Source organism: Providencia sp. PROV208 (assembly GCF_028479465.1).
Taxonomy (GTDB): Bacteria; Pseudomonadota; Gammaproteobacteria; order Enterobacterales; family Enterobacteriaceae; genus Providencia; species Providencia alcalifaciens.
The window spans coordinates 268,701-292,913 of record NZ_JAMPNS010000003.1 but is presented as its reverse complement, the minus strand read 5'-3'; the positions used below and the strand labels follow the sequence as shown (position 1 = coordinate 292,913).

Genomic DNA, 24,213 nt, shown 5'->3' with positions numbered 1-24,213 from the left:
AGCGAAAGGATAAATAATATGGCTGAATTTGAGTATCTAAAGAGTGCCATCAAAAATGCTGGTTACACATTACAGCAAGTCGCGGATGCAACAGAGATGACCAAGGGCTATCTCAGCCAGTTAATTAATGACAAAATTAAAAGCCCTAGTGCACAAAAAATCGCGGCGCTCCATCGTTTTTTAGGGTTGGAATATCCTATCCAGCCAAAAACTATCGGTGTTGTCTTCGGTAAATTTTACCCTCTGCATACTGGGCATATCTACCTTATTCAGCGCGCATGTAGCCAAGTGGATGAACTGCACGTTATCCTCTGTCATGATGAGCCTCGGGATAAAGACCTGTTCGTGAACAGTTCCATGTCACAACAGCCAACGGTGAGCGATCGTCTGCGCTGGTTGCTGCAAACCTTTAAGTATCAGAAAAATATTCATATTCATTCATTTGATGAGCAAGGGATCGAACCCTATCCTCACGGTTGGGAAGTGTGGAGTGAAGGCATGAAAGGCTTCATGAAAAAGCATAACATCAACCCTAGCTTTATCTATTCCGGTGAGCCTCACGATGTGCACCGCTATAAAAAACACCTTGGGATCGAAACCATTCTTATCGATCCTGAGCGCACGTTTATGAATATTAGTGGCAACCAAATTCGCCAAGCACCTTTTCGCTATTGGGAATATATTCCAACGGAAGTTAAGCCATTCTTTGTGCGCAAAGTGGCAATCTTAGGCGGTGAATCAAGTGGGAAGTCGACGCTTGTTAATAAGCTAGCGAATATCTTCAATACCACCAGTGCGTGGGAATATGGGCGCGATTATGTGTTTAGCCACCTGGGTGGCGATGAAATGGCGTTACAATATTCAGACTACGATAAGATTGCACTAGGACACGCTCAATATATTGATTTTGCAGTGAAATATGCAAACAAAGTGGCATTTATTGATACTGATTTTGTTACCACGCAGGCATTTTGCTTACGTTATGAAGGTAAAGAGCATCCTTTCGTGCAGGCGTTGATTGATGAGTATCGTTTCGATCTGGTGATTGTACTTGAGAACAATACACCTTGGGTGGCTGATGGGCTGAGAAGTTTAGGCAGCGATAAAGACCGCATGGAGTTTCAGACGCTGTTGATTGAAATGCTGAAGAAAAATAGCATTGAATTTATGCATGTTGAGTCATCAGACTACGATTCACGTTTTTTAGAGTGTGTTTCTTTAGTTCAGCAATTATTGATGCTGGACGACTCAATTTCTGCATAAAAAATGGCACCCTAGGGTGCCATTTTAATATCGTCCAATCCGACTATTTGGTCATCTTTTTGTACTTGATGCGGTGTGGTTGCAGCGCATCCGCACCTAAAGTGCGTTTCTTATAATCTTCGTATTCAGAGAAGTTACCTTCGAAGAAGGTAATGTTACCTTCATCTTGATAATCAATGATGTGCGTTGCGATACGGTCAAGGAACCAACGGTCATGGGAGATGACCATTGCACAGCCAGGGAATTCTAACAGGGCGTTTTCCAGTGCACGTAAGGTTTCAACGTCGAGGTCGTTAGTTGGTTCATCGAGCAGCAGAACGTTGCCGCCAACTTGCAGTAGTTTTGCTAGGTGTAAACGACCACGCTCACCACCAGACAGCTCACCCACACGTTTACCTTGGTCAACGCCTTTAAAGTTAAAGCGACCTACGTAGGCACGGCTTGGGATCTCAAAGTTACCGATACGCATGATGTCTTGACCGTTAGAGATTTCTTCCCATACGGTTTTGCTGTCATCCATCGCATCACGGAACTGATCAACAGAGGCAATCTTCACGGTATCACCTAAGGTGATTGAGCCTGAATCTGGCTGCTCTTGACCGGAGATCATACGGAACAGTGTGGATTTACCCGCACCGTTTGGACCGATGATCCCCACGATAGCACCCTTCGGAATAGAGAAATTCAGATTATCGATCAGTACGCGATCACCATAAGACTTGCTCAGGTTTTCCACTTCGATAACTTTGTCACCTAAACGTGGCCCAGGTGGGATAAACAGTTCGCTGGTTTCATTACGTTTTTGATATTCCACGCTATTAAGCTCTTCAAAGCGAGCCAGACGTGCTTTACCTTTCGATTGACGACCTTTCGGGTTTTGACGGATCCACTCAAGTTCTTTCTCGATAGACTTACGACGAGCCGCTTCAGTTGACGCTTCTTGCGCCAGACGCTCATCTTTTTGTTCCAACCAAGAAGAGTAGTTACCTTCCCATGGAATACCTTCACCACGGTCAAGTTCAAGGATCCAGCCAGCGACGTTATCGAGGAAGTAACGGTCATGGGTGATCGCCACAACGGTGCCTTCGTAGTCGTGCAGGAAGCGCTCTAACCAAGCAACGGATTCAGCATCCAAGTGGTTGGTTGGTTCGTCGAGCAGCAGCATGTCTGGTTTTTCCAGCAGCAGGCGGCAGATAGCCACACGGCGGCGTTCACCCCCAGAGAGGTTTCCGATAATCGCATCCCAAGCTGGCAGGCGCAGTGCATCAGCAGCACGTTCCAGTTGGTTATCTAAATTATGGCCATCTTGTGCTGCAATAATCGCTTCTAGCTCGCCTTGGATTTTCGCCAGCTTGTCAAAGTCAGCGTCTGGATCGGCGTATTGCGCATACACTTCGTCTAAGCGAGTTAAGGCGTTCTTAACTTCGCTAACCGCTTCTTCAACGGCTTCACGAACGGTATGTTCCAAATTCAGTTTTGGTTCTTGTGGCAGATAACCGATTTTAATACCCGGTTGAGGGCGTGCTTCCCCTTCAATCTCAGTATCAATGCCAGCCATGATGCGCAGTAATGTGGATTTACCTGCACCGTTGAGACCTAAAACACCAATTTTCGCCCCAGGGAAGAAGCTCAGAGAGATGTTTTTTAAAATATGACGTTTCGGGGGAACCACTTTTCCCACTCGATACATACTGTAAACGTATTGAGCCAATTTATTTACCTTTTGTTTTATAACATAATTTTTAATTGCATCGCTCGGTTATTCACTTTGTAAGAACTCATAAATTCAAGGCGAATAGTGAGATTCCAAAAGCGAAAGTGTGTAAAACGAGCCACTCAAAAGTAATTGCGTCTAACTGTAATTGTTCCTGCCTTTATGTCAATAACTTCCCATGCAAGTGATGACAATTCAGGGGGCTATCACCTCATCATGCAATCAATATTAATTCATTATTGATGTCGATTATTACATATAACAAAAGGCTCGAAATAGGTGTTGAGTAGGGTGGGGATGATAATTGATGGGATCTGAACTGCAAACGGCTAGACCCCAATATATGAAGTAATGGTATTAAAGATAAGTGAAGTAAACCTCAGACATTTCACATTCGATACCATTTATAATAGCTGTAGAACGTTCGCCAATAAGGTTGCTATTTTCATCAATAAAATCAACAATGTCGAAATCTGTATTAATTCGCTCAACACCTAATTCTTGCAACGTATATATTTCACCTGAGATATGCCGTCCATTTGATGATTTACCCATATGCTCAATGAAGCGTAAATTTCATCATTTTTGTTAAGATATCCTTATTTTTTATTGTGAATAAGTAATATTGATTGCATCTTTTCATCTACAATCGACGAGTATGTTTCTGGGTGTTTTGTATCACAATCGAGAATGTAACGTGCCTCACCTCCTGTTCTGCCTAAGTATGAAATGTATGGATATTTTAAGTTGGTAAATTTTTTTGCATCTTCAACTGAGGTCAAAAATGCACAAGGGTTTTCCATGGCATTAATGACTAATTCTCTTTGTTGTAAATTATCAAAAATAAAAGGTGCTATTTTGAAAACAAAACAAGAGGTTGGTGTGTCATTGATGCGATAGTCATTACAATTGTTTTTCCGAATTAGAGGATTTGGTTCAGTGATATATTTGACTGTTACTCTCATTGTGGGAGTTATAATTGTATTAGGATCATGAACATCAATTTCTACCATCTCACCGTTTTTATTTATGAAATGCTTAGTCTCTAATAAAGTAAATGAATCGGGTTCAACTAACGAGCACCCTCCAATTAAGGCCGTATTTATAACTTCATCCTGTCCATTACATAAGTGTTGAGATACTTTGTTGTTTTTATTATTTTTTATTAAGCCAATTGCATAAGCTGCGTAGATGTTTTTACCAGTAATGTTTTCCATTAATGCGGATGTAGCGGCATCCTGTACCGCAATAGAGGGGATAAATCCAAACGAATCTCCTTTATGCATCGAGTATGCATTTGTAAAGAAAGGAATTAGCACAATACTGAACATTAATACATTAGGCTTACAACTAAAATTCATATACAAATCCACTCTTAGTTTGCCGAAAAAACATAAATAAATATTACATATAACACCTATAAATGATTATCATTACAAAATTTAATTTTGTTCAATAAAAATGAAAAGATAATAAATAACTCTGCCTCCCTACTTTAACTGAGATATTTCGACTTTGAATTTTCTAACATGCCAAGCTCAACAAGTTTTAAATATTCACTATCTGAGTTTCTGTCAAACCTGCTTCTTGAATATGACTTTTGCAATAGTAGGGCAGAAAATCTAATTATAATTATCTTATTTTAGGGGAAGTCGGCAGAGGCCTATACCCGATCGCCCCTAGGCTGGTCTAGGTTATCCGTGTTGTCAGGGTTAACGAATCGAATAAGTAAAAGATTGTAAACCCAACCATTTCAAGAAATCTCCTCTGTCGCTGGCTGAAAACTTTAGGTAGCATTAACATTATTGATGTAACTAATGAATGCTTTGAGTATGTTTGAGCGCAATCTCTAACAAGATTTAAGCGATGGAGCGAATAAATATGAAAGGTTGGTTAGCGGCAGTTCCGGTCACTATGCTGTTGGTATCCACAACAGTTTGGGCGGATTCTTTACAGGCACAACGTGAACGTTATCAAGCAATTAAGCTTGCTTGGGATGCCAATAAGATGGATGAAGTCGAGCGTTTATTGCCAACCTTACGTGATTATCCGCTGTATCCATATTTAGAATACCGCGAGCTGTCACAAGATTTAGATATTATCTCGCCAAGACAAGCGCAAGAGTTTATCGATGCATACCCAACGTTGCCTGTGGCGAAAACTCTCAAAAGTCGGTTTGTGAATGAGCTGGCACGTCGCCAAGAGTGGACATCATTATTGGCATTTAGCCCTGAACCGCCACAGCCAACGGAAGCACAATGTAATTTCTATTTTGCCAATTGGGCGACGGGAAATAAACAGGTCGCGTGGCAAGGTGCTGAAAAATTATGGCTGAATGGTAATTCCATGCCTACGGCGTGCGATAAGCTATTTACTGAATGGGAAAAAGCCGGATATCTTTCAACGGATATGATTTTGGCGCGTATTCACCTTGCTATCAAAGACGGTAACACGTCAACGGCAACTTACCTTGCGAAGCGCTTACCAAGTAGCTACAAAACCATTTCTGATGCACTTGTGAAGCTGCAAAATGACCCTTCAACGGTGGTCACGTTTGCTAAAATTCTGACGCCAACTGATTTTACACGTCAAGCAACATTGGCTGGATTTAGCCGTTATGCACGTCAATCTCCTGATGCCGCTCGTTCTGCATTAGCGGGGATCAGTTCTGCCCAGAAAATGAATATGGCAGAAAACCAGCAAATGAAAGACAGCGTTGCTTGGCAGTATATGGGCGTTGATGTAACCCCAGAACAGGCAATGTGGCGTGACGAGGTGATCCGAGAAACTAACTCCGCAGCCTTAAAAGAGCGTCGAGTGCGTTTAGCTCTGGGAGAAGGGGATAAAACAGGTTTGGCTTCATGGCTGAGACAATTGCCAAATGAAGTGAAAAATAAAGAAGAGTGGCAATATTGGCAGGCTATCACGTTAATTGATCAGGGCAAAACCGCAGAAGGGGAAGCCATATTGCGTGAGTTAACCTCGAAGCGCGGATTCTATCCAATGGTTGCGGCCCAGCAACTAAAAATGGACTATCCGGTCATGGTGAACAAAGCGGTGAAACCCGATGAAAGTATCCGCAACATGCCGCAAATTCAACGTATTCGAGAGCTAATGTATTGGGAGATGGATAACCTTGCTCGCTCTGAGTGGATCAACTTAGTCTCTTCAATGTCCACGAATCAACAAGAGCAGCTGGCCCGTTATGCATTCGACAATAAATGGGCTGATCTTAGTGTTCAAGCGACGATCACAGCGAAGTTGTGGGATCATCTTGAAGAGCGTTTCCCTCTTGCGTGGGAAAAACAGTTTGATAATTACACCCGCAGTAAAATGATCCAAAAAAGCTATGCAATGGCGATCGCTCGCCAAGAAAGTGCATGGAATCCACAAGCGCAATCGCCTGTGGGTGCGACGGGCTTAATGCAGTTAATGCCTGCGACCGCAAAACATACGGCGCAAAAGCAAGGGATCAGCGGCTATGTAAATGCAGGGCAATTGACCAACCCGGTGATGAATATTGAGCTAGGTACTGCGTATTTAGACGATGTTTATCAACAATTTGGCAATAACCGTATTCTAGCGAGTGCTGCTTACAATGCGGGACCATCTCGAGTCACGCGCTGGTTAGGCAACAGTGCAGGGCGCATTGATGCGGTGGCTTTTGTGGAAAGTATTCCGTTTGCAGAAACCCGTGGTTATGTGAAAAATGTGCTCTCTTACGATTTGTTTTATAAACATTTCTTAGGTGAGAAAGGTAATGTACTCTCTGCGTCAGAATGGAATATGAAGTACTGATCCGTGTGATGTACCATCTTATCGAGTGACGCGATTGACCATCGATAAGATGGGCTGTGTATTTTTCATTAGGAGTAATAGTGTTCTGTGCTATTATTTGTACTAGTTTAATAGTATGGAAGGGTAGAATGATGACTGTAGAATATAAATCAGATCCGGCATTAACCGCCGATGAGAACGCGGATTGGCAACGTTTTGTGGAACTGCTGCAAATGGCTTTTGAGCAAAATATACAGGATTCAATTCTTCAATTATTACTGACACCGGATGAACGGACGGCATTAGGAACACGCGTAAGAATTGTACAAGAATTAATGCGTGGAAAAATGAGCCAACGCGAATTGAAAAATGAGCTGGGTGTTGGTATTGCCACCATTACTCGTGGTTCAAACAGTTTGAAGTCAGCCCCTATTCCGGTAAAAGAGTGGCTGGAATCTAAGCTACTGTAGTTTTTATAATTTTTTCAAAGTGCTACATGTAGGGCTCTTATTGCTAAGCGCCCTACATGCATTTTAGATTGTTTTGAGTATAATTAGTCTTCTATGTGATTTAGCTCTTTATAAATTTCGTGTTTGATAGGAACTAAAGCCAATATTAATGCTTGTTGATAAACGCTGGTGCGCGTTAATACGCCATTGGTGAAAAAGCCAATTGCACCGCCTTGTTGCTTGATATTATCAATACCAGTGAGATCAGCCATTTCATCTCCCAGTTCACGACCCTCACGGATCCCTGCAAGAACTTTTTCTGGGATCATAATGCTGGCGGAACGGGATTCTCCACGGATTTGATGATGCTCAATCACAATCCATGCAAATGTCATGTCATCTTCAACACCCGCCTCAATACCCACCCAAAAGTCAGCTTCTGGGCGTACTTGGCGTGATGCCATCACACGTTGTCTTGCTCCTGTACGGGTTTCATTATTACCGATAGGTTGCTGTGGAACACTGCTATCGACATTAATATCTTCAATTTGATAACTGCCAGGCCCAAAAACGGCATCGAAAGCAAGATGAATCGCTTTAATTTTGGCTGGATTCGTCGTTGCAGCTATAACTTGGTACATTAATTATTTTCCTTTGAACACATACTTTGTACAGTAATAACGGAACACATCTATGTTACAGGTTTATCTTGTTCGCCATGGCGAAACTGAATGGAACGTTGCTCGTCGCATACAGGGACAATCCGATAGCCCTTTGACGACACTTGGTCGCCAACAGGCAATGCAGGTCGCTCAACGGGTTAAATCCGAAGGTATTACCCATATTATCACTAGTGATATGGGACGCACACGAGAAACTGCACAAATTATTGCGCAAGTGTGCGGGTGTGAAATTATCACAGAACCGCGCCTGCGTGAATTAAATATGGGCGTTTTAGAACAGCGAGAGATAGGCTCGTTATCTGAACAGGAAGAACAATGGCGCCAAAGCCTGATAAATGGCGCTGAAGGTGGTCGAATTCCTGATGGTGAATCCATGGACGAGCTCTTTACGCGTATGTTTGCAGCACTCAATAGCTGCTTAGATTTGCCTGAGGGAAGTCGACCATTATTAGTTAGCCATGGTCTTGCACTCAGTACATTGCTAAGCCGTATCTTAGGCGTACCTGCAAATTCTCCACGTCGCTTACGTCTGCGCAATTGTTCATTATCTCGTGTGGATTACCAAAATAGCCCATGGCTAGCGAATGGTTGGATTGTCGAAACGGCAGGAGAAGTGACCCATCTTTCGCAACCCGCCCTTGATGAACAGCAAGGTTAAAAATCGAATAAATAAAAAAGGCGTTTCAATTCATGAAGCGCCTTTTTTTCATGCGAGTGAAATTCTATAAAGATTTAATGAATTTCAGGCTTTTTAATCGGAACATAATAGCTAAATGTATCAATATGAGTTCTTGGATCCGCATCAGCGCTCACATGATGTTCCACATTTTTAATTTTATAGTGCTCAACGTCATAACCAGGGCGACGAGTCAGATTCAGTTTTGGCAAGTAAACCCCATAAACATGGTATAGGAACTCTTGCATTCGTTCTCTCGTGGCTTCTCCGTGATAGTTAAATTTCACGTACTCACCTGCAGGAATGGTGACATGGCTATATTCGGTATTACTAAAGCTAGCATCTTCAGGTTTAACCGCAGTGGTATAAAACACCGTTTGCTCATCATCTTTTTCTGAACTATGAATGGCATGGTGCAAACCGAACACTTCTGAAGCCACATGGGTGGTGTGCTCTAAATAGTACCGCCAGAAAGATTGACGCATTTGGGAACAGGCTGTTGACCATTCTTCAAGCACGTAAGAACAACTTTGTTCTAAGCCAACCAGTGGTTGCTCTTCCATGGTGATAAATTCATAATCAAGAGGTGAATGGTCATCTAAAACAATTGGAGGACAGATGCCTGTCGCGCACCATTCTTCGGTACGGCGATAAAATGCAGGCGTGAGATTAAACTGTTTCTTGAATGCGCGTGTGAAAGTTTGTTGTGAGTCAAACCGATACTGTAATGCAATATCAAGGATGGGACGGCTAGTTAAACGTAACGCAACTGCGGCACGAGATAAGCGTCTAGCGCGAATATAAGCACCAATTGCTTGGTCGGTCACATCCTTGAACATTCTCTGTAAATGCCACTTTGAGTAACCCGCTCTAGCGGCAACATTATCCAATGATAATGGTTTATCAAGATTGTCATCTATCCAACGAAGAAGGTCGCGAATAATATTTGTTTGATCCATGGATATCCCCAGGCAATACGACTCACAGAACAGATATGAGTAATCAATGAATAGCTATTCTATAACAACTTATCATTTTCGTTTATAGTAAATGAGTTGTATTTAATATTTCATTAATAAACAGAATTATTGCCGTTTAGATTATTTGAAATTTAGACGTTAAGCTGAAAAGGGAATACTGTATGCGTTCTTCCAAATTTAAAAAGGGTATTGCGAAAGGCAATACACTGAAAAATCTCGTTTTGGGAACAATATTGTCTGCATTATCTTTTGTGGCAGCCGCAGAAGAAATTGGCTCAGTAGATACTGTTTTTAAAGTATTCGGTCCTGACCATAAAATTGTGGTAGAAGCATTTGATGACCCCGATGTTGCTAATGTCACTTGCTATTTAAGCCGCTCGAAAACAGGTGGAATTAAAGGTGGGCTTGGGTTGGCAGAAGACACATCTGACGCCGCAATTTCTTGTCAACAAGTGGGCCCCATTGAATTAAATGACCGCGTAAAACGTAACCCGAAAAAAGGGCAAGTAGTCTTCCAGAAGAGAACGTCATTGGTGTTTAAAAAGCTTCAAGTCGTTCGTTTTTACGACCCTAAACGTAACGCACTGATCTATTTAACCTATTCCGATAAGATGATTGATGGCTCGCCGAAGAATGCGCTGAGTGCGGTACCGATTATGCCGTGGTAATCCTTTTTGATATAAAAACCACCACTGATTACGTTTAAAGTCAGTGGCGGTTTTTTTATGGCTCTTAGAAAATATAACTCATTAGATTTGTGTATCTGAATTATTAAAGCCAACTTTGAAAAATGGTTGAGCAAAGTTTCTATCTCGTTTTATGCTTTTACCCACATAAAGCGAACGTATTTCATCACTTGCTTTTCTGCCAATAAATTCCCAACGCCCACTTCCTTGAGTGACATTTCGAGTAAAGTATTGTTGAGTACCTGCTTCTACCCAAGAGTGAATTTCATACACTTCTTTAATGATATTGTTATAGGTAGCATAAGCATATTTTATATCTTGGTTTTTTCGAGGGGGGTTATGCCATACTCCACGAGTTGCCTCAAATAATTCAAGTTCACTCATATTAAATCTATAAAGCTTATTTAAAATAAACCCTATACCTTGGTGCTTAATATCTGAAACATTCATAACTTCTTGTGAATAAAGTGAAGCTGTTTCTTCTAATGTTAATCGTCCTTGCTTGAGAATATCAATGTCATTACTGGTGCTTTTACCATTGATCTTATTGGTTAAACCCTCAAGCCCGTACAAGTCTATGCAAGTTGTTTCTACCATAAAAGCCGTGTCTGAATCTAAACCATGACAAAGAATATCAATACCCAGTAAGTTTTCTTTATGTAATTCATAAATTCGTTTTAGCTTTGGGTCTTCCTCTCTTGATAGTTTATCTCTCGTTAATGCATCTTTAATATGTGTTAAACAACGAGAGCCTGTACCTTTCCCGATATAAAAAGGAATTCGGGTCGTTCCTGTAACTTCGCATAAGGCATAAACATAAAATTTGAGGCTACTGAGTGTATTTTTATATTGGTTAAAATCAGTCATGGGTTCTACCTATAAATATGTGATGAATAGATAGATATATCGGAATATTATTCGAGTTATTTAATGCCACATTAAGTTTTTATATTTTGCAGTCAATAAAAAACCGGCTTTCGCCGGTTCTGTGCATAGCTTAGTGACGATTACTCGTCTAAATCACCGCAGAAACGGTAACCTTCACCATGGATAGTGGCGATGATTTCTGGGGTATCAGGTGTTGACTCGAAGTGCTTACGAATACGACGAATCGTTACGTCAACAGTTCTGTCGTGTGGTTTTAACTCACGACCTGTCATTTTCTTCAGTAAGTCTGCACGGGTTTGAATTTTGCCTGGGTTTTCACAGAAATGCAGCATTGCACGGAATTCACTACGTGGTAATTTGTAGTGCTCACCCGCAGGGCTGACTAATGAACGGCTATTAATATCTAATTCCCAGCCATTGAATTTATAGCTTTCAACTAGACGACGTTCTTCTGAGCCACCGGCTAAATTCATAGTACGGGACAGTAAGTTACGTGCACGGATAGTCAATTCGCGTGGGTTGAATGGTTTGGTGATGTAATCATCTGCACCAATTTCCAGACCAAGGATTTTATCAACTTCGTTATCACGACCAGTTAAGAACATTAATGCAATACTTTCTTGCTCGCGTAATTCACGAGCTAGCAGTAAACCGTTTTTACCTGGTAAGTTTATATCCATGATCACTAAGTTGATGTCATGTTCTGAAAGAACATTGTTCATTTCTTCACCATCGGTGGCTTCGTGAACAACATAACCTTCCGCTTCAAAGATACTTTTCAGCGTATTACGTGTGACAATCTCGTCTTCAACGATCAAAATGTGTGGGGTCTGCATATTTGCTACCTAAAGTATTAAAATAAAAATACTGAACCCATGAGCCGTTTCCAGTTAGGTGGTTGTTGGTATGATTATCTGGAAAAACACGTTCATGAGTATAAATTTGTCTTTACATTTTTCAGTGACTTAACGCTGCCTATCCGCTAGGCAAAAGGCTGTAAAACGAACCAAAACTTAAGCACTTTCCCAATATTGGGCTGTTAACAGCAATATAACAGCTAATACTGCATTTACCACCTAAAAAACTAACTTTTGTTGATACATATCAAAATCAATTGTAGCACGTTAACAATGATTGTTAGGTAGATAATTATACCAAAATTATTTGTTATTGAGATATCGAAATGATGACAAAAACAAGATAAAAAAATTGAGATACTGCCATTTTTTCAGCGTGATATCACAAATAAAGGGGGATCTTAATAGGGATAGTAAGATGGTGATTTGACTTAAGTTTGTTTGCGGGTTGGTTTTCTGCTCCCTTGAATAATGTAAAATTATTGAAGAGTAAAATTTTGTTATTCACCCCAAAATCGCGTAAAAATAGTATTTTTGGTTTTTTATAGTTCAAAGTAAGGGGTTGTACTTATCCACTTTGCGTGAATCTATTTTTTTTTACAAAAATGCAATAAACCGCCTCAGAAATATCCGAATTAATGTTTTCATGCTAATAATGAGTCAGGTAATTATTTTGAGCGCCAATGTACAATTTTGATCTGAAACTAAGTAACGTTTTTTTACAGTTGGGGTGAATATTGATCTGAATTCGCTAAACTCTGAAGCTTGGAAATTTGACGCTATTTGCCTCAAATTGATTGTGGGGTCTGGAGATAGATAACACACCATAAAGTTTGCCTTTTGGTCGTTTTTTGTACGCAAAAATAATTTTTATTTTAAATAAAATTAAAAACCATTAATTTAAGAATAAATGAACTTTATGACTAAATGTCAGCGATAAACTCTCTTTTTATGAAGATTTTTTTGATGAGAGCAGAGGATCGCTTAGCTGAATTTAGAGGCTTTGAGGGGGTGTAAATGCAAATAAATTTGACATTATTATGCGATTACTTTAACCGTATAGGGAGAAACCAAAATGTTCCCTACGAGACAAACAAAATTTATGCGTAACATCAGCCTGATTACGATTATTACCACCACCACCGTGACCACAGGAAACGGGGCGGGCTGACGCATCCAAAAAATAAAAATGAAAAAGCCCGCATCCTAAAAAGATGTGGGCTTTTTTTTGGCGCTAATTCAGGAGAGAAATACCATGCGTGTGCTTAAATTTGGCGGTACCTCAGTTGCAAATGATGAACGGGTACTCAATGTTGCTGACATCGCTGAAAGTAAATTAGCTGATGGGCAAGTGGCTTTGGTGCTATCGGCACCAGCTAAGATTACTAACCATTTGGTCGCAATGATTGAAAAAACAGCAGCAGGTCAAGATGTCATCACGCATGTCAGTGATGCAGAGATGATTTTTGCTAATCTGTTAAAGGGCTTAAAAGAAAAACAACCCGGTTTTGAATATGACAAGCTGAAAAAACTCACTGAGCATGAATTCGCGCAAATCAAGCAAGTACTGCATGGTATTACTCTTCTAGGGCAATGTCCTGATAGCATCAACGCCTCAATTATCTGCCGTGGAGAAAAACTCTCCATCGCCATCATGGAATCGGTATTAAAAGCACGTGGTCATCAAGTGACAGTTATTGATCCGGTAAAAAGCTTACTGGCAAAAGGTCACTACCTTGAGTCCACTGTGGATATCAATGAATCAACGAAGCGTATTGCTGAGCTAAATATCCCTAAAGATCATTTTATTCTAATGGCAGGTTTTACTGCGGGGAATGATAAAGGGGAGCTGGTTGTTTTAGGGCGCAATGGTTCCGACTATTCGGCTGCAGTATTAGCGGCATGCTTACGTGCAGATTGTTGTGAGATCTGGACGGATGTTGATGGTGTTTATACTTGTGACCCGCGTTTAGTGCCAGATGCACGCTTACTTAAAGGCATGTCATATCAAGAAGCGATGGAGCTCTCTTATTTTGGTGCGAAAGTTCTGCACCCACGTACTATCGCACCAATTGCACAATTCCAAATTCCTTGTCTCATCAAAAATACCACTAATCCAAGCGCGCCGGGTACGCTGATTGGTGATGGGCAAACGGATGTTAGCACGCCTGTAAAAGGGATCACTAACCTGAATAACATGGCGATGATCAACGTTTCAGGTCCGGGAATGAAAGGTATGGTTGGCATGGCCGCCCGTATTTTCTCGGTGATGTCTCGTAAAGGGATTTCCGTGGTGTTGATCACTCAGTCATCTTCTGAATACAGTATCAGCTTCTGTGTTCCTCAAAATGAGTTACAGCGTGCCCGTGGTGCGTTAGAAGAAGAGTTCTATTTAGAGCTTAAAGATGGTGTGTTAGACCCGTTAGATGTGATGGAGCAGCTGGCTATTATCTCCGTTGTAGGGGATGGTATGCGCACATTGAAAGGTATCTCAGCTCGTTTCTTCTCTGCATTAACGCGCGGCAACATCAATATTGTTGCGATAGCCCAAGGTTCATCAGAGCGTTCCATTTCTGCGGTTATCGCTAATGAGTCGGCAACTTCAGCGGTACGCTTATGCCATCAAATGTTATTCAATGCTGAGCAAGTGATTGAAGCCTTTATCGTCGGTGTTGGCGGGGTGGGTAATGCATTGATCGAACAGATCCACCGTCAACAGCAATGGCTGAAGCAAAAACATATTGATCTGCGCGTATGCGGTATCGCCAACTCAAGAGCAATGTTGATTAATATGCAAGGGATTGATTTAGATAACTGGAAAACTGAATTAGCGGAAGCTAAAGAGCCATTTAGTCTTAGCCGCCTGATCCGTTTAGAACGCGAGTATCACTTCTTAAATCCGGTGATCATCGACTGTACCTCTAACCAAGAAATTGCAGAGCAATATGCCAGCTTCTTAAAAGATGGTTTTAACGTTGTGACGCCGAACAAAAAAGCCAACACATTATCGATGGATTATTATCATCAATTACGTGAGGCAGCAGAGAGTTCGAAACGTAAGTTTCTCTACGATACCAACGTAGGGGCAGGATTACCGGTTATTGAGAACTTACAAAACTTGCTCAATGCAGGGGATGAATTGGTTCACTTTAGTGGGATCTTATCCGGTTCACTGTCCTTCATTTTCGGTAAGCTGGATGAAGGCATGTCTTTATCTGAAGCGACAACATTGGCAAAAGAAAAAGGTTTTACTGAGCCTGATCCTCGTGATGATTTATCTGGAATGGATGTGGCGCGTAAGCTACTGATTTTAGCTCGTGAAGCAGGCTATGAACTCGAACTCAGTGATATTGAAATTGAATCTGTACTCCCTACTGACTTTGATAGTTCCGGCAGCATTGCTGAATTTATGGCGCGTCTCCCACAATTAGATGAACCTTTTGCAGCGCGTATAAAAGCCGCTGAAGCCGAAGAAAAAGTGTTACGCTATGTGGGTCTTATCGAAGAAGGTCGTTGTCAGGTGAAAATGGTTGCCGTTGACGGAAATGACCCACTGTTTAAAGTGAAAAATGGCGAAAACGCACTGGCATTCTACACACGCTACTATCAACCAATTCCTTTAGTATTAAGAGGTTATGGTGCTGGTAATGATGTAACAGCGGCGGGTGTATTTGCGGATATGCTGCGTACCCTATCATGGAAATTGGGAGTTTAAGAAGTGATCAAAGTTTATGCACCCGCTTCAATTGGCAATGTGAGCGTTGGGTTTGATGTGCTTGGCGCAGCAGTCTCTCCGATTGATGGCTCGCTACTCGGCGATTGTGTCAGCATTGAAGCGGCGAATACATTTTCATTAGAAAATAAAGGTCAATTTGTTTCTAAGTTACCGAAAAAAATGGAACACAACATTGTTTACCAGTGCTGGGAACTGTTTTGCGAGCGACTGGGTAAAAAGCTGAATGTGGCAATGACCCTTGAAAAAAACATGCCGATTGGCTCTGGTTTAGGTTCAAGTGCATGTTCTGTGGTGGCTGCACTGATGGCGCTTAATGAATTTGCTGACAAGCCATTTGATGAAACTGCATTGCTTGGCATGATGGGGGAGTTAGAAGGGCGTATTTCCGGCAGTATTCATTATGATAACGTTGCACCGTGCTATTTGGGTGGTTTACAACTGATCATTGAGCAAAATGGGATTATTTCCCAACCAGTACCTGCGTTCGAAAATTGGTATTGGGTGATGGCGTACCCAGGCATCAAAGTATCGACTGCGGAAGCGCGCGCTATTTTACCTGATAGTTATTCTCGCCATGACATTGTGAATCATGGGCGTTATCTATCTGGCTTTATCCATGCTTGCCATACCCATCAGCCTGAATTAGCGGTGACGATGATTAAAGATGTTGTGGCGGAGCCATATCGTACACAACTGCTCCCTGGTTTTGCGAAGGCGCGCGAACATGCGAAGCAAATTGGGGCATTAGCCTGTGGTATTTCAGGTTCAGGACCAACGATATTCACAATTTGCGATGATAAAAAAATCGCGGAAGAGATGATGCAGTACCTACAACAACATTACATTCAAAATGATGAAGGCTTTGTGCATATCTGCCGTTTAGATATGGCGGGTGCAAGGACAATAGGGTAAACGATGAAACTGTATAATTTAAAAGATAACAACGAACAGGTCAGCTTCGCGCAAGCCGTGAAACAGGGATTAGGTAAGCAGCAAGGTCTCTTTTTCCCTCAAGACTTACCTGAGTTTAGCGCTAGTGAAATTGATGAATTGCTGAAATTGGATTTTGTCACTCGTAGTAGCCGTATTTTAAGTGCATTTATCGGTGATGAGATTCCAGCGGATCAACTCGCTGCTCGGGTCAACGCTGCATTTGCTTTCCCAGCTCCCGTTTCTAAAGTTGAAGATGATGTTGCGACTTTAGAGTTATACCACGGACCTACATTAGCATTTAAAGACTTTGGCGGGCGTTTTATGGCGCAAGCATTAGGTCAAGTCGCGGGTGGGGCACCCGTGACTATCTTAACAGCAACGTCAGGGGATACAGGCGCTGCGGTAGCACATGCATTTTATGGTTTGGATAATGTCCAAGTCGTGATCTTGTACCCAGAAGGCAAAATTAGCCCTCTGCAAGAAAAGTTGTTCTGCACACTGGGTAAAAATATTCATACTGTGGCAATTAAAGATGATTTCGATGCGTGTCAGGCGCTAGTAAAACAGGCTTTTGATGATGAAGAATTGAAAAAAGCCCTGTATTTGAATTCAGCTAACTCAATCAACATTAGCCGCCTATTAGCGCAAATTTGCTATTACTTTGAAGCCGTTGCTCAGATCCCAGCAGAAAAACGTGATCAATTGGTGATCTCAGTCCCAAGCGGTAACTTTGGGGATCTGACCGCCGGCTTATTGGCAAAATCCCTAGGATTACCAGTAAAACGCTTTATTGCTGCGACTAACGTTAATGATACGGTTCCTCGCTACCTAGTCGATGGAAAATGGGCTCCGCATCAAACGGTGGCAACTTTATCTAATGCAATGGATGTGAGTCAGCCAAATAACTGGCCACGTATTGAGGAATTATTCCGCCGTAAAGGGTGGTCATTAAAAGACCTTGGTTACGGGGCGGTGAGTGATGAAGTGACTCAAGAGACGGTACGTGAGCTGGACAAAAAGGGGTATTTATCTGAGCCTCATGCTGCGGTTGCGTATCGTGTGCTGCGTGATCAATTACAAGAGGGTGAGTATGGCTTGTTCTTGGGAACTGCTCACCCAGCGAAATTTAAAGAGAGCGTTGAAGCGATTTTAAATAAGCAAATTACACTGCCACAAGAACTGGCTGAACGCGCGGATTTACCACTGCTTTCTCACTTCTTACCATCAGATTTCGCTCAGTTACGTGAATTTTTAATGAAGTTAGCGCCTAAACAATAGTTTTTATCAATAGGTGGTTTAAAAACGGAAGCTAAGTTGGCTTCCGTTTTTTATGGTGTCGTTTATTGGAGGATCAATAGATTGAGCCATCTGCGCCATCTTGACCGCCATTTGGTCCGCCTTTTCCACCTTTACCCGCTTGTCCTCCGATACCTGCATTTCCACCATTTCCGCCATTACCACTCCCGTCACCATCTCCTCCATTGCCTCCGTGACCGCCATTGCTTCCTCCATGCCCTCCATTACCCCCATTTCCATTGGTGGAGCCGTTACCGCCATTTCCTCCGTTACCTAAACCATCTCCGTTGCCACCGTGTCCGCCATTACCCCCATTTATTCCCCCATTCCCACCGTTACCGCCATTTCCATTACTGCCTGGTGTGGCGTGTCCCCCATGATTACCGTGCCCATTGTTGCCGCCATTCCCTCCATTTCCTCCATGTTGGCCATTACCTCCAGAGCCCCCATTTCCACCTAGACCTCCGTTCCCACCTAGACCTCCATTGTGGTCATTACCACCGCTGCCATTTTGACCGTGGCTACCATTGATAGATTGTTCCGAGAAATACAAATAGTGACCGTGGCAATAAAGAGGTACACAAAAATTAGATCGATAAATATTATCGATAATAATAAATTTATTTATATTAAATAAATTATGTTTATTAAATTGAAAGTTATTTGAATGGCTTAGTATTGGTGTTGTTGTGAAAAATAAAATAGTGAATAATTGAAGTAGAGATTGAGTTTTCATTGTATCCTCCATCCCCCCCTTATTAGCGAAGGGGGGAATAATTAAATAATCGGGTTTATTTAATTTCCATTGCCGCCATTACCACCATTTCCACCATGCCCACCGCTACCACCACTTCCGCCATTACCACCATTGCCTCCGTGTCCGCCATTACCGCCATTTCCGCCATTGCTCCATAAGTATTCAGTGGTAGATTGCTGGTCATTAACCGGTATTGTCATAGCAAAAGTTGATAAAGGGAATAATAAGGTGATTAGGATAGTAGAGATTTTACGCATATAAATTCCTCGTTATAAAGTGAATTAATTAAACTGCAAATAAAGCTTAAATGACTCACTTAAATAATTAAAGAATGTTGTTGGTTAATTAATGGATTAAATTTAGTCTAGGTGAATATAAAATAGTAAACAAAAGTTTTATTCGTTCGTTTGTATTTAAATAAATATACGAAAATAGAAAGCTATCCCTTAAATACCTTATTAAGCGATAGCTCTAGCAGAGAGGTTAAATAGAATCTTCAAGAATAAGCTCAATGGCCTTTAATTCATCTTGGTTAAAATCCCGTTTTTCCATCATACCGAGTGCATCATCAATTTGGCTGATACGGCTTGCTCCAATGAGTACAGAGGTAATACGGTCGTGACGTAGTAACCACGCAAGGGACATTTGGCTCAGTTTTTGTCCTCGAGCGAATGCAAGGTCATTGAGCTTTTTCACTTTAGCCAGCACAGCAGAGGTCAGTCTTTCTGGAGGGAGTGATGGATTACCTGCGGCACGAGAATCAGCAGGAATGCCATTAAGATATCGGTCCGTTAAAATCCCGCCAGCTAATGGAGAATAAGCAATAGAGCCGACACCTTCTTCTTCGAGTAAATCAAGAAGACCTTCTTCAGGTGTTCGTTCTAGCATGGAATACTTGGGTTGATGGATTAAGCAAGGAGTGCCCAGCTGCTCGAGAATACGAATGGCTTCTTGCGCGGTTTCTGCGGGGTAGTTAGAGATTCCTACATAGAGAGCCTTACCTTGACGAACAATCAGATCAAGGGCAGCCATCGTTTCTTCCAATGGTGTTTGAGGATCAGGTCTATGGTGATAGAAAATATCCACATAATCGACCCCAATTCTTTTTAAACTTTGGTTCAGGCTAGCAATTAAATATTTTTTACTGCCCCAATCCCCATAAGGTCCTTCCCACATGGTGTAACCTGCTTTAGAGGAGATGATCATTTCATCACGATAAGGTAGAAAATCTTGCTTAAGGATACGCCCAAATTGTTGTTCTGCGGAGCCTGGAGGGGGACCGTAATTATTGGCAAGATCGAAATGAGTGATGCCATGATCAAAAGCATGCCTTAGCATGGCACGGCAGTTATCAATTGGTTTGTTATCACCAAAATTATGCCAGAGTCCCAAAGAGATAAGTGGGAGTTTTAATCCACTCCGACCGCACTGACGATATTCCATTTCTGTGTAACGATGTGATGCAGCAGAATATGGCATTGATCACCTCCAAAATAAATGGCAAAGACTGACTTGGATTCTGGCATAAGTCTTTCAAGTCCACTGGTGAAAGAATGCTATACCCCATGCGCGTGTTTATTTTATCGCCAAATTGTGACGGAGATTTGAAATAGAGTGTCGAATGTTGAGTATGAATTTTGTAGGGCGTGGTGTGCACCCTACAAATCAAGATGGTGAGTTTGGTTTTTAAGCTTGTTCGGGGCGTGTAAAGACTAATTCATTGCCTTTCGATTGTGACTGATCAAACTGATAACCGTCTAAATTAAAGTCGGACAACTGTTCTGATTTAGTGAGTTTATTTTGGATAATAAAACGGCTCATTAATCCTCGTGCTTTTTTTGCATAAAAGCTGATGACTTTATATTTACCATTTTTTTCATCTAAGAAGACCGGCTTGATAATTGTGCCGTCTAATTTTTTGGTGTTCACAGATTTAAAATATTCATCAGATGCTAAATTAACGAGGATGTTATCCCCTTGGGCCGTGAGCGCCTTATTCAAATGCTCAGTGATGATGTTTCCCCAAAATTCGTATAAGTCTTTGCCGCGGCTATTTTTAAGGCGGATACCCATTTCTAAACGATAAGGTTGCATTAAATCTAATGGGCGTAAAACACCGTATAACCCTGATAACATACGTAAATGTTGTTGAGCAAATTCGAAATCAGCAGGCGAGAAGGTCTCTGCTTGCATACCAGTATACACATCACCTTTAAAGGCAAGGATAGCTTGGCGTGCGTTATCAGGAGTAAAGTTGGGTTGCCATTCACCAAAACGCGCTGCATTTAATCCTGCGAGTTTGTCACTGATTTTCATTAGGCTTGCGATATCTGCCGGCGTGAGTTTTCGGCACGTTTTTATTAATTTCTCAGATTCAGAGAGTAGCTCTGGTTGGGTAAAAGTGTCGATAGGTAGCGGGCTTTCGTAGTCTAATGTTTTGGCAGGTGAAATGGTAATCAGCATAACTTGACCCTTATGATAGTAAATTTATCCGTTACTTTAACAAAAAATCGGATGGAATAGCGAATCGCTGTAATAAGTCGCTCTTATGATGGTTATCTGGTTTACTGAGGTTATGACACTCTCAAGCTAAATGCATTCAGTTCCTAAGGTTATTGCGAAAACGATTGCTGATCAAATAGTTGCTTGCAAGGATATTTCCTCGCTTGCAGCAACGTAGATGCGTGATATTATCATGGGACGGTGCGGCGCTAGCCTCAATTCCTTAATAATACACAAAGTAGTTTAAGTTGCAGGTAGGCGGCAAGAAAATGAATTCCTAGGAGCATACACAAGTATGTGACTAGGATCAGTGAATGCAGCCAACACCCCTACAACTTGAAGCATGACGGGTTCACCCTAAATAGTTCAAGTGGTAGGTAGGCGGCAAGAAAATGAATTCCTAGGAGCATACACAAGTATGTGACTAGGATGAGTGAACGCAGCCAACACCCCTACAACTTGAAATATGACGGGTATAACAACGAGATTAAAGAAATGACCGACAAACTAACCTCCTTACGTAGTCTGACAACTGTTGTTGCCGACACTGGCGACATCGAAGCGATGAAGCTGTACAAACCACAAGATGCGACGACTAACCCATCGCTGATTTTAAATGCTGCACAAATTCCTGAATACCGTAAATTAATTGATGAAGCGGTAGAATGGGCTCGTAAGCAAAGTAACAACCGTGAGCAACAAATTGTCGATGCATGTGACAAACTGGCTGTTAATATCGGTCTGGAAATTCTGAAATTAGTACCGGGTCGTATCTCAACAGAAGTTGATGCGCGTCTTTCTTATGATGAAGAAGCGTGTATTACTAAAGCTCGCCGTCTGATGAAAATGTACAACGAAGCTGGTATCAGCAACGATCGTATTTTGATCAAATTAGCCTCTACTTGGCAGGGTATCCGCGCTGCGGAAAAACTGGAAAAAGAAGGCATCAACTGTAACTTAACCTTATTATTCTCTTTTGCTCAAGCGCGTGCTTGTGCGGAAGCGGGTGTTTACCTGATCTCCCCATTCGTGGGTCGAATCCTTGACTGGTACAAAGCAAACACAGATAAGAAAGAGTTTGCTGCACACGAAGATCCAGGCGTGGTTTCAGTGACTGAAATTTACAACTTCTATAAAGCGCATGGTTATAAAACTGTCGTAATGGGCGCAAGCTTCCGTAACGTTGGTGAAATCATTGAGCTAGCGGGTTGCGACCGTCTGACAATCTCTCCAGCATTACTGAAAGAGCTGTCTGAATCACAAGGTGAATTAGTTTGTAAGCTGAAAGATGCTGGCAAAACTCAAGAGCCGGGCGCTAAATTGACAGAAGCTGAGTTCTACTGGCAGCATAACCAAGATCCAATGGCGGTTGATAAACTGTCTGACGGTATCCGTAAGTTCGCTGTTGACCAAGAAAAACTGGAAAAAATGATCGCAGCTCTGCTGTAATTTCCTTTTTCTTAGAAAACCCAGTCAAATTGGCTGGGTTTTTTTATGTCGTTTTTTCATTGATTAAACTCGCAATTCCATATTTCGGCACAAACACGACGCTGTCAGCGATTCATGCTCATGGTATGATGCAGCATGTTTATTATTGTTGGTGTGGTATTTTCTCGCCAAGTGAACGAATTTAAATGATTAATTTTTGAGGTTTGTATGAATGAGTTGCGCATAGGTCTGGTGTCGGTTTCTGATCGTGCTTCAGGTGGTATCTACGAAGATAAAGGGATCCCAGCACTCGAGGAGTGGCTAACGAAAACAATCACCACACCTTTTCGTGTAGAAACTCGTTTGATCCCTGATGAGCAAGTCATGATAGAGCAGACGCTGTGTGAGCTGGTGGACGAGTTTTCTTGCCATTTAGTTTTGACAACGGGTGGGACAGGACCTGCTCGCCGCGATGTCACGCCAGATGCGACTCTCGCCATTGCTGATCGTGAAATGCCAGGATTTGGAGAGCAGATGCGCCAAATCAGCTTGAAATTCGTACCAACAGCGATTTTATCTCGTCAAGTCGGCGTGATCCGTAATCAGTCATTGATTCTAAATTTACCGGGGCAGCCAAAAGCGATTGCTGAAACCTTGGAAGGCCTGAAAGATAAAGAAGGGAATGTATTAGTATCGGGTATTTTTGCCAGCGTTCCTTATTGTATTCAACTACTTGATGGTCCATACATTGAAACGGATGAGACTATCGTTAAAGCATTCAGACCAAAATCCGCCATTCGTGTAGTTGAGTGATCTCTTCTAAAAAATCAGGCAGAGCGTCATGCCTGCCTGATAATTCTGATTACAGCTTCTATTAATATTCGAAATTAGCTACGTCGTAAAACTAACTACGCTGACCAATTGGCAGAATTGTTTTGCCATACTGCTCATTCAAGACTTCAGCCATTGCTAGATAAAAGGCGCTTGCGCCACAGATAATCCCTTCATAGCCAGCGAACTGAAGTAAAGTGGCATTGTTCGTGAGATTGCCTATTGCTAACATGGCGAACAGTACGGTTAAGCTGCCGAAGATAAATTGCAGCACAAAGTTTGTTTTGAAGGTGCCTAAGAACATAAAGAATGTAAAAATTCCCCACAACAGCAGGAACATCCCTAAAAATGCAGGATCAGTGGCTTCTGCTAATCCCATAGTAGGTAAAAACAGCAAACCGACTAATGCAAGCCAAAAAAAGCCGTAAGAGGTAAATGCAGTTGCACCGAAAGTATTGCCTTTCTTATATTCAATAATTCCAGCAATCACTTGCGCGATACCACCGTAGAAAATTCCCATGCTTAAAATAACCGATGAGAGAGGAAAAAAACCTGCATTATGAATATTCAGCAGGATTGTTGTCATACCAAAGCCCAATAAACCGAGTGGGCCTGGATTGGCAAGCGAACTAGATTGCATATAACCTCTGGTAAAATATTTAAAAATCAAATAGATATAATGAATGATTATTCCCCTATAGGAAGGGGAGGCGCATAATACGCAGTTTTAATTGTCGAAACAATGATCAAGAGACGG

General features: G+C 41.8%; 23 protein-coding genes and 1 other annotated feature. Of the genes, 11 read left to right on the top strand and 12 right to left on the bottom strand.

Annotated elements, in window-relative coordinates; translation table 11 throughout:
* Positions 1 to 18: 18 nt before the first annotated feature.
* Complete coding sequence (gene nadR / locus PR766_RS03135; RefSeq protein ID WP_006662826.1) at positions 19 to 1,263, top strand: multifunctional transcriptional regulator/nicotinamide-nucleotide adenylyltransferase/ribosylnicotinamide kinase NadR; 1,245 nt, start codon at positions 19 to 21, stop codon at positions 1,261 to 1,263.
* A 43-nt stretch (positions 1,264 to 1,306) separates the two neighbouring features.
* On the opposite strand, the gene ettA is transcribed toward nadR, so the two are convergent.
* The 3 genes from ettA to PR766_RS03120 all read right to left on the bottom strand — a co-directional run bounded on the left by ettA (position 1,307) and on the right by PR766_RS03120 (position 4,338).
* Positions 1,307 to 2,974: an energy-dependent translational throttle protein EttA gene (gene ettA, locus PR766_RS03130; RefSeq protein WP_006662825.1), complete on the bottom strand. Its 1,668-nt coding sequence runs from the start codon at positions 2,972 to 2,974 to the stop codon at positions 1,307 to 1,309.
* 360 nt (positions 2,975 to 3,334) lie between these two features.
* The gene (locus tag PR766_RS03125; protein WP_036978398.1) at positions 3,335 to 3,532 is read right to left on the bottom strand and encodes a hypothetical protein; all 198 of its coding nucleotides are present in this window, start codon (positions 3,530 to 3,532) and stop codon (positions 3,335 to 3,337) included.
* Between the two features lie 44 nt (positions 3,533 to 3,576).
* The gene (locus PR766_RS03120; protein WP_036978395.1) at positions 3,577 to 4,338 is read right to left on the bottom strand and encodes a hypothetical protein; all 762 of its coding nucleotides are present in this window, start codon (positions 4,336 to 4,338) and stop codon (positions 3,577 to 3,579) included.
* A 520-nt stretch (positions 4,339 to 4,858) separates the two neighbouring features.
* On the opposite strand from PR766_RS03120, the gene sltY reads away from it, so the two are divergent.
* A complete protein-coding gene (sltY, locus tag PR766_RS03115) occupies positions 4,859 to 6,775 on the top strand; it encodes a murein transglycosylase (RefSeq protein WP_006662823.1) in 1,917 nt (638 codons plus the stop codon).
* A 131-nt stretch (positions 6,776 to 6,906) separates the two neighbouring features.
* The gene (gene trpR, locus PR766_RS03110) at positions 6,907 to 7,224 is read left to right on the top strand and encodes a trp operon repressor (protein ID WP_006662822.1); all 318 of its coding nucleotides are present in this window, start codon (positions 6,907 to 6,909) and stop codon (positions 7,222 to 7,224) included.
* Between the two features lie 83 nt (positions 7,225 to 7,307).
* On the opposite strand, the gene yjjX is transcribed toward trpR, so the two are convergent.
* Positions 7,308 to 7,844 (bottom strand): inosine/xanthosine triphosphatase, encoded by a 537-nt coding sequence (gene yjjX, locus PR766_RS03105; protein ID WP_006657125.1) that lies wholly within the window; start codon positions 7,842 to 7,844, stop codon positions 7,308 to 7,310.
* Positions 7,845 to 7,896: 52 nt separating this feature from the next.
* On the opposite strand from yjjX, the gene gpmB reads away from it, so the two are divergent.
* Positions 7,897 to 8,544, top strand: a complete 648-nt coding sequence (gene gpmB, locus PR766_RS03100) for a 2,3-diphosphoglycerate-dependent phosphoglycerate mutase GpmB (protein WP_036983375.1) — start codon at positions 7,897 to 7,899, stop codon at positions 8,542 to 8,544.
* 74 nt (positions 8,545 to 8,618) lie between these two features.
* Here gpmB and robA read toward each other — a convergent pair whose 3' ends face one another.
* Complete coding sequence (gene robA, locus PR766_RS03095) at positions 8,619 to 9,521, bottom strand: MDR efflux pump AcrAB transcriptional activator RobA (protein WP_006657127.1); 903 nt, start codon at positions 9,519 to 9,521, stop codon at positions 8,619 to 8,621.
* A gap of 182 nt (positions 9,522 to 9,703) precedes the next feature.
* Between robA and creA the strand changes: the two genes are divergently transcribed.
* Positions 9,704 to 10,210, top strand: a complete 507-nt coding sequence (creA, locus tag PR766_RS03090; protein WP_006657128.1) for a protein CreA — start codon at positions 9,704 to 9,706, stop codon at positions 10,208 to 10,210.
* Between the two features lie 81 nt (positions 10,211 to 10,291).
* On the opposite strand, the gene PR766_RS03085 is transcribed toward creA, so the two are convergent.
* Together PR766_RS03085 and arcA are read right to left on the bottom strand one after the other, a co-directional pair.
* Positions 10,292 to 11,095 carry an LEM-3-like GIY-YIG domain-containing protein gene (locus tag PR766_RS03085; RefSeq protein ID WP_006657129.1) on the bottom strand — a complete coding sequence of 268 codons (804 nt, stop codon included), beginning with the start codon at positions 11,093 to 11,095 and terminating at the stop codon, positions 10,292 to 10,294.
* 140 nt (positions 11,096 to 11,235) lie between these two features.
* A complete protein-coding gene (gene arcA / locus PR766_RS03080) occupies positions 11,236 to 11,952 on the bottom strand; it encodes a two-component system response regulator ArcA (RefSeq protein WP_006657130.1) in 717 nt (238 codons plus the stop codon).
* A gap of 1,096 nt (positions 11,953 to 13,048) precedes the next feature.
* Between arcA and thrL the strand changes: the two genes are divergently transcribed.
* From thrL to thrC, 4 genes are all read left to right on the top strand, one after another.
* Positions 13,049 to 13,144, top strand: a complete 96-nt coding sequence (gene thrL / locus PR766_RS03075) for a thr operon leader peptide (protein ID WP_071524960.1) — start codon at positions 13,049 to 13,051, stop codon at positions 13,142 to 13,144.
* Positions 13,083 to 13,204, top strand: a sequence feature (Thr leader region). (Overlaps the previous gene by 62 nt.)
* Positions 13,205 to 13,228: 24 nt before the next feature.
* Positions 13,229 to 15,688, top strand: coding sequence for a bifunctional aspartate kinase/homoserine dehydrogenase I (gene thrA, locus PR766_RS03070; RefSeq protein WP_006662819.1), 2,460 nt, complete (start codon positions 13,229 to 13,231; stop codon positions 15,686 to 15,688).
* Positions 15,689 to 15,691: 3 nt separating this feature from the next.
* Complete coding sequence (gene thrB / locus PR766_RS03065) at positions 15,692 to 16,621, top strand: homoserine kinase (RefSeq protein ID WP_230086822.1); 930 nt, start codon at positions 15,692 to 15,694, stop codon at positions 16,619 to 16,621.
* Positions 16,622 to 16,624: 3 nt separating this feature from the next.
* Positions 16,625 to 17,920, top strand: coding sequence for a threonine synthase (gene thrC, locus PR766_RS03060; protein ID WP_154636319.1), 1,296 nt, complete (start codon positions 16,625 to 16,627; stop codon positions 17,918 to 17,920).
* 73 nt (positions 17,921 to 17,993) lie between these two features.
* Here the strand turns inward: thrC and PR766_RS03055 are convergent, their stop codons facing one another.
* The 4 genes from PR766_RS03055 to yaaA all read right to left on the bottom strand — a co-directional run bounded on the left by PR766_RS03055 (position 17,994) and on the right by yaaA (position 21,158).
* A complete protein-coding gene (locus PR766_RS03055; RefSeq protein ID WP_006662816.1) occupies positions 17,994 to 18,674 on the bottom strand; it encodes a hypothetical protein in 681 nt (226 codons plus the stop codon).
* Between the two features lie 59 nt (positions 18,675 to 18,733).
* On the bottom strand, positions 18,734 to 18,952 hold the full coding sequence (locus tag PR766_RS03050; RefSeq protein WP_006657135.1) for a hypothetical protein: 219 nt from the start codon (positions 18,950 to 18,952) through the stop codon (positions 18,734 to 18,736).
* A 226-nt stretch (positions 18,953 to 19,178) separates the two neighbouring features.
* The gene (locus tag PR766_RS03045) at positions 19,179 to 20,174 is read right to left on the bottom strand and encodes an aldo/keto reductase (RefSeq protein ID WP_036974925.1); all 996 of its coding nucleotides are present in this window, start codon (positions 20,172 to 20,174) and stop codon (positions 19,179 to 19,181) included.
* A gap of 207 nt (positions 20,175 to 20,381) precedes the next feature.
* The gene (gene yaaA / locus PR766_RS03040; protein ID WP_036967378.1) at positions 20,382 to 21,158 is read right to left on the bottom strand and encodes a peroxide stress protein YaaA; all 777 of its coding nucleotides are present in this window, start codon (positions 21,156 to 21,158) and stop codon (positions 20,382 to 20,384) included.
* 534 nt (positions 21,159 to 21,692) lie between these two features.
* Here yaaA and tal point away from each other — a divergent pair.
* Positions 21,693 to 22,646, top strand: coding sequence for a transaldolase (tal, locus tag PR766_RS03035; protein ID WP_006662814.1), 954 nt, complete (start codon positions 21,693 to 21,695; stop codon positions 22,644 to 22,646).
* A gap of 207 nt (positions 22,647 to 22,853) precedes the next feature.
* The gene (gene mog / locus PR766_RS03030; RefSeq protein WP_006657140.1) at positions 22,854 to 23,438 is read left to right on the top strand and encodes a molybdopterin adenylyltransferase; all 585 of its coding nucleotides are present in this window, start codon (positions 22,854 to 22,856) and stop codon (positions 23,436 to 23,438) included.
* A 91-nt stretch (positions 23,439 to 23,529) separates the two neighbouring features.
* Here mog and satP read toward each other — a convergent pair whose 3' ends face one another.
* Entirely contained in the window at positions 23,530 to 24,096 is a 567-nt protein-coding gene (gene satP, locus PR766_RS03025) for an acetate uptake transporter (RefSeq protein WP_036963007.1), read from the bottom strand.
* Positions 24,097 to 24,213: the final 117 nt, after the last annotated feature.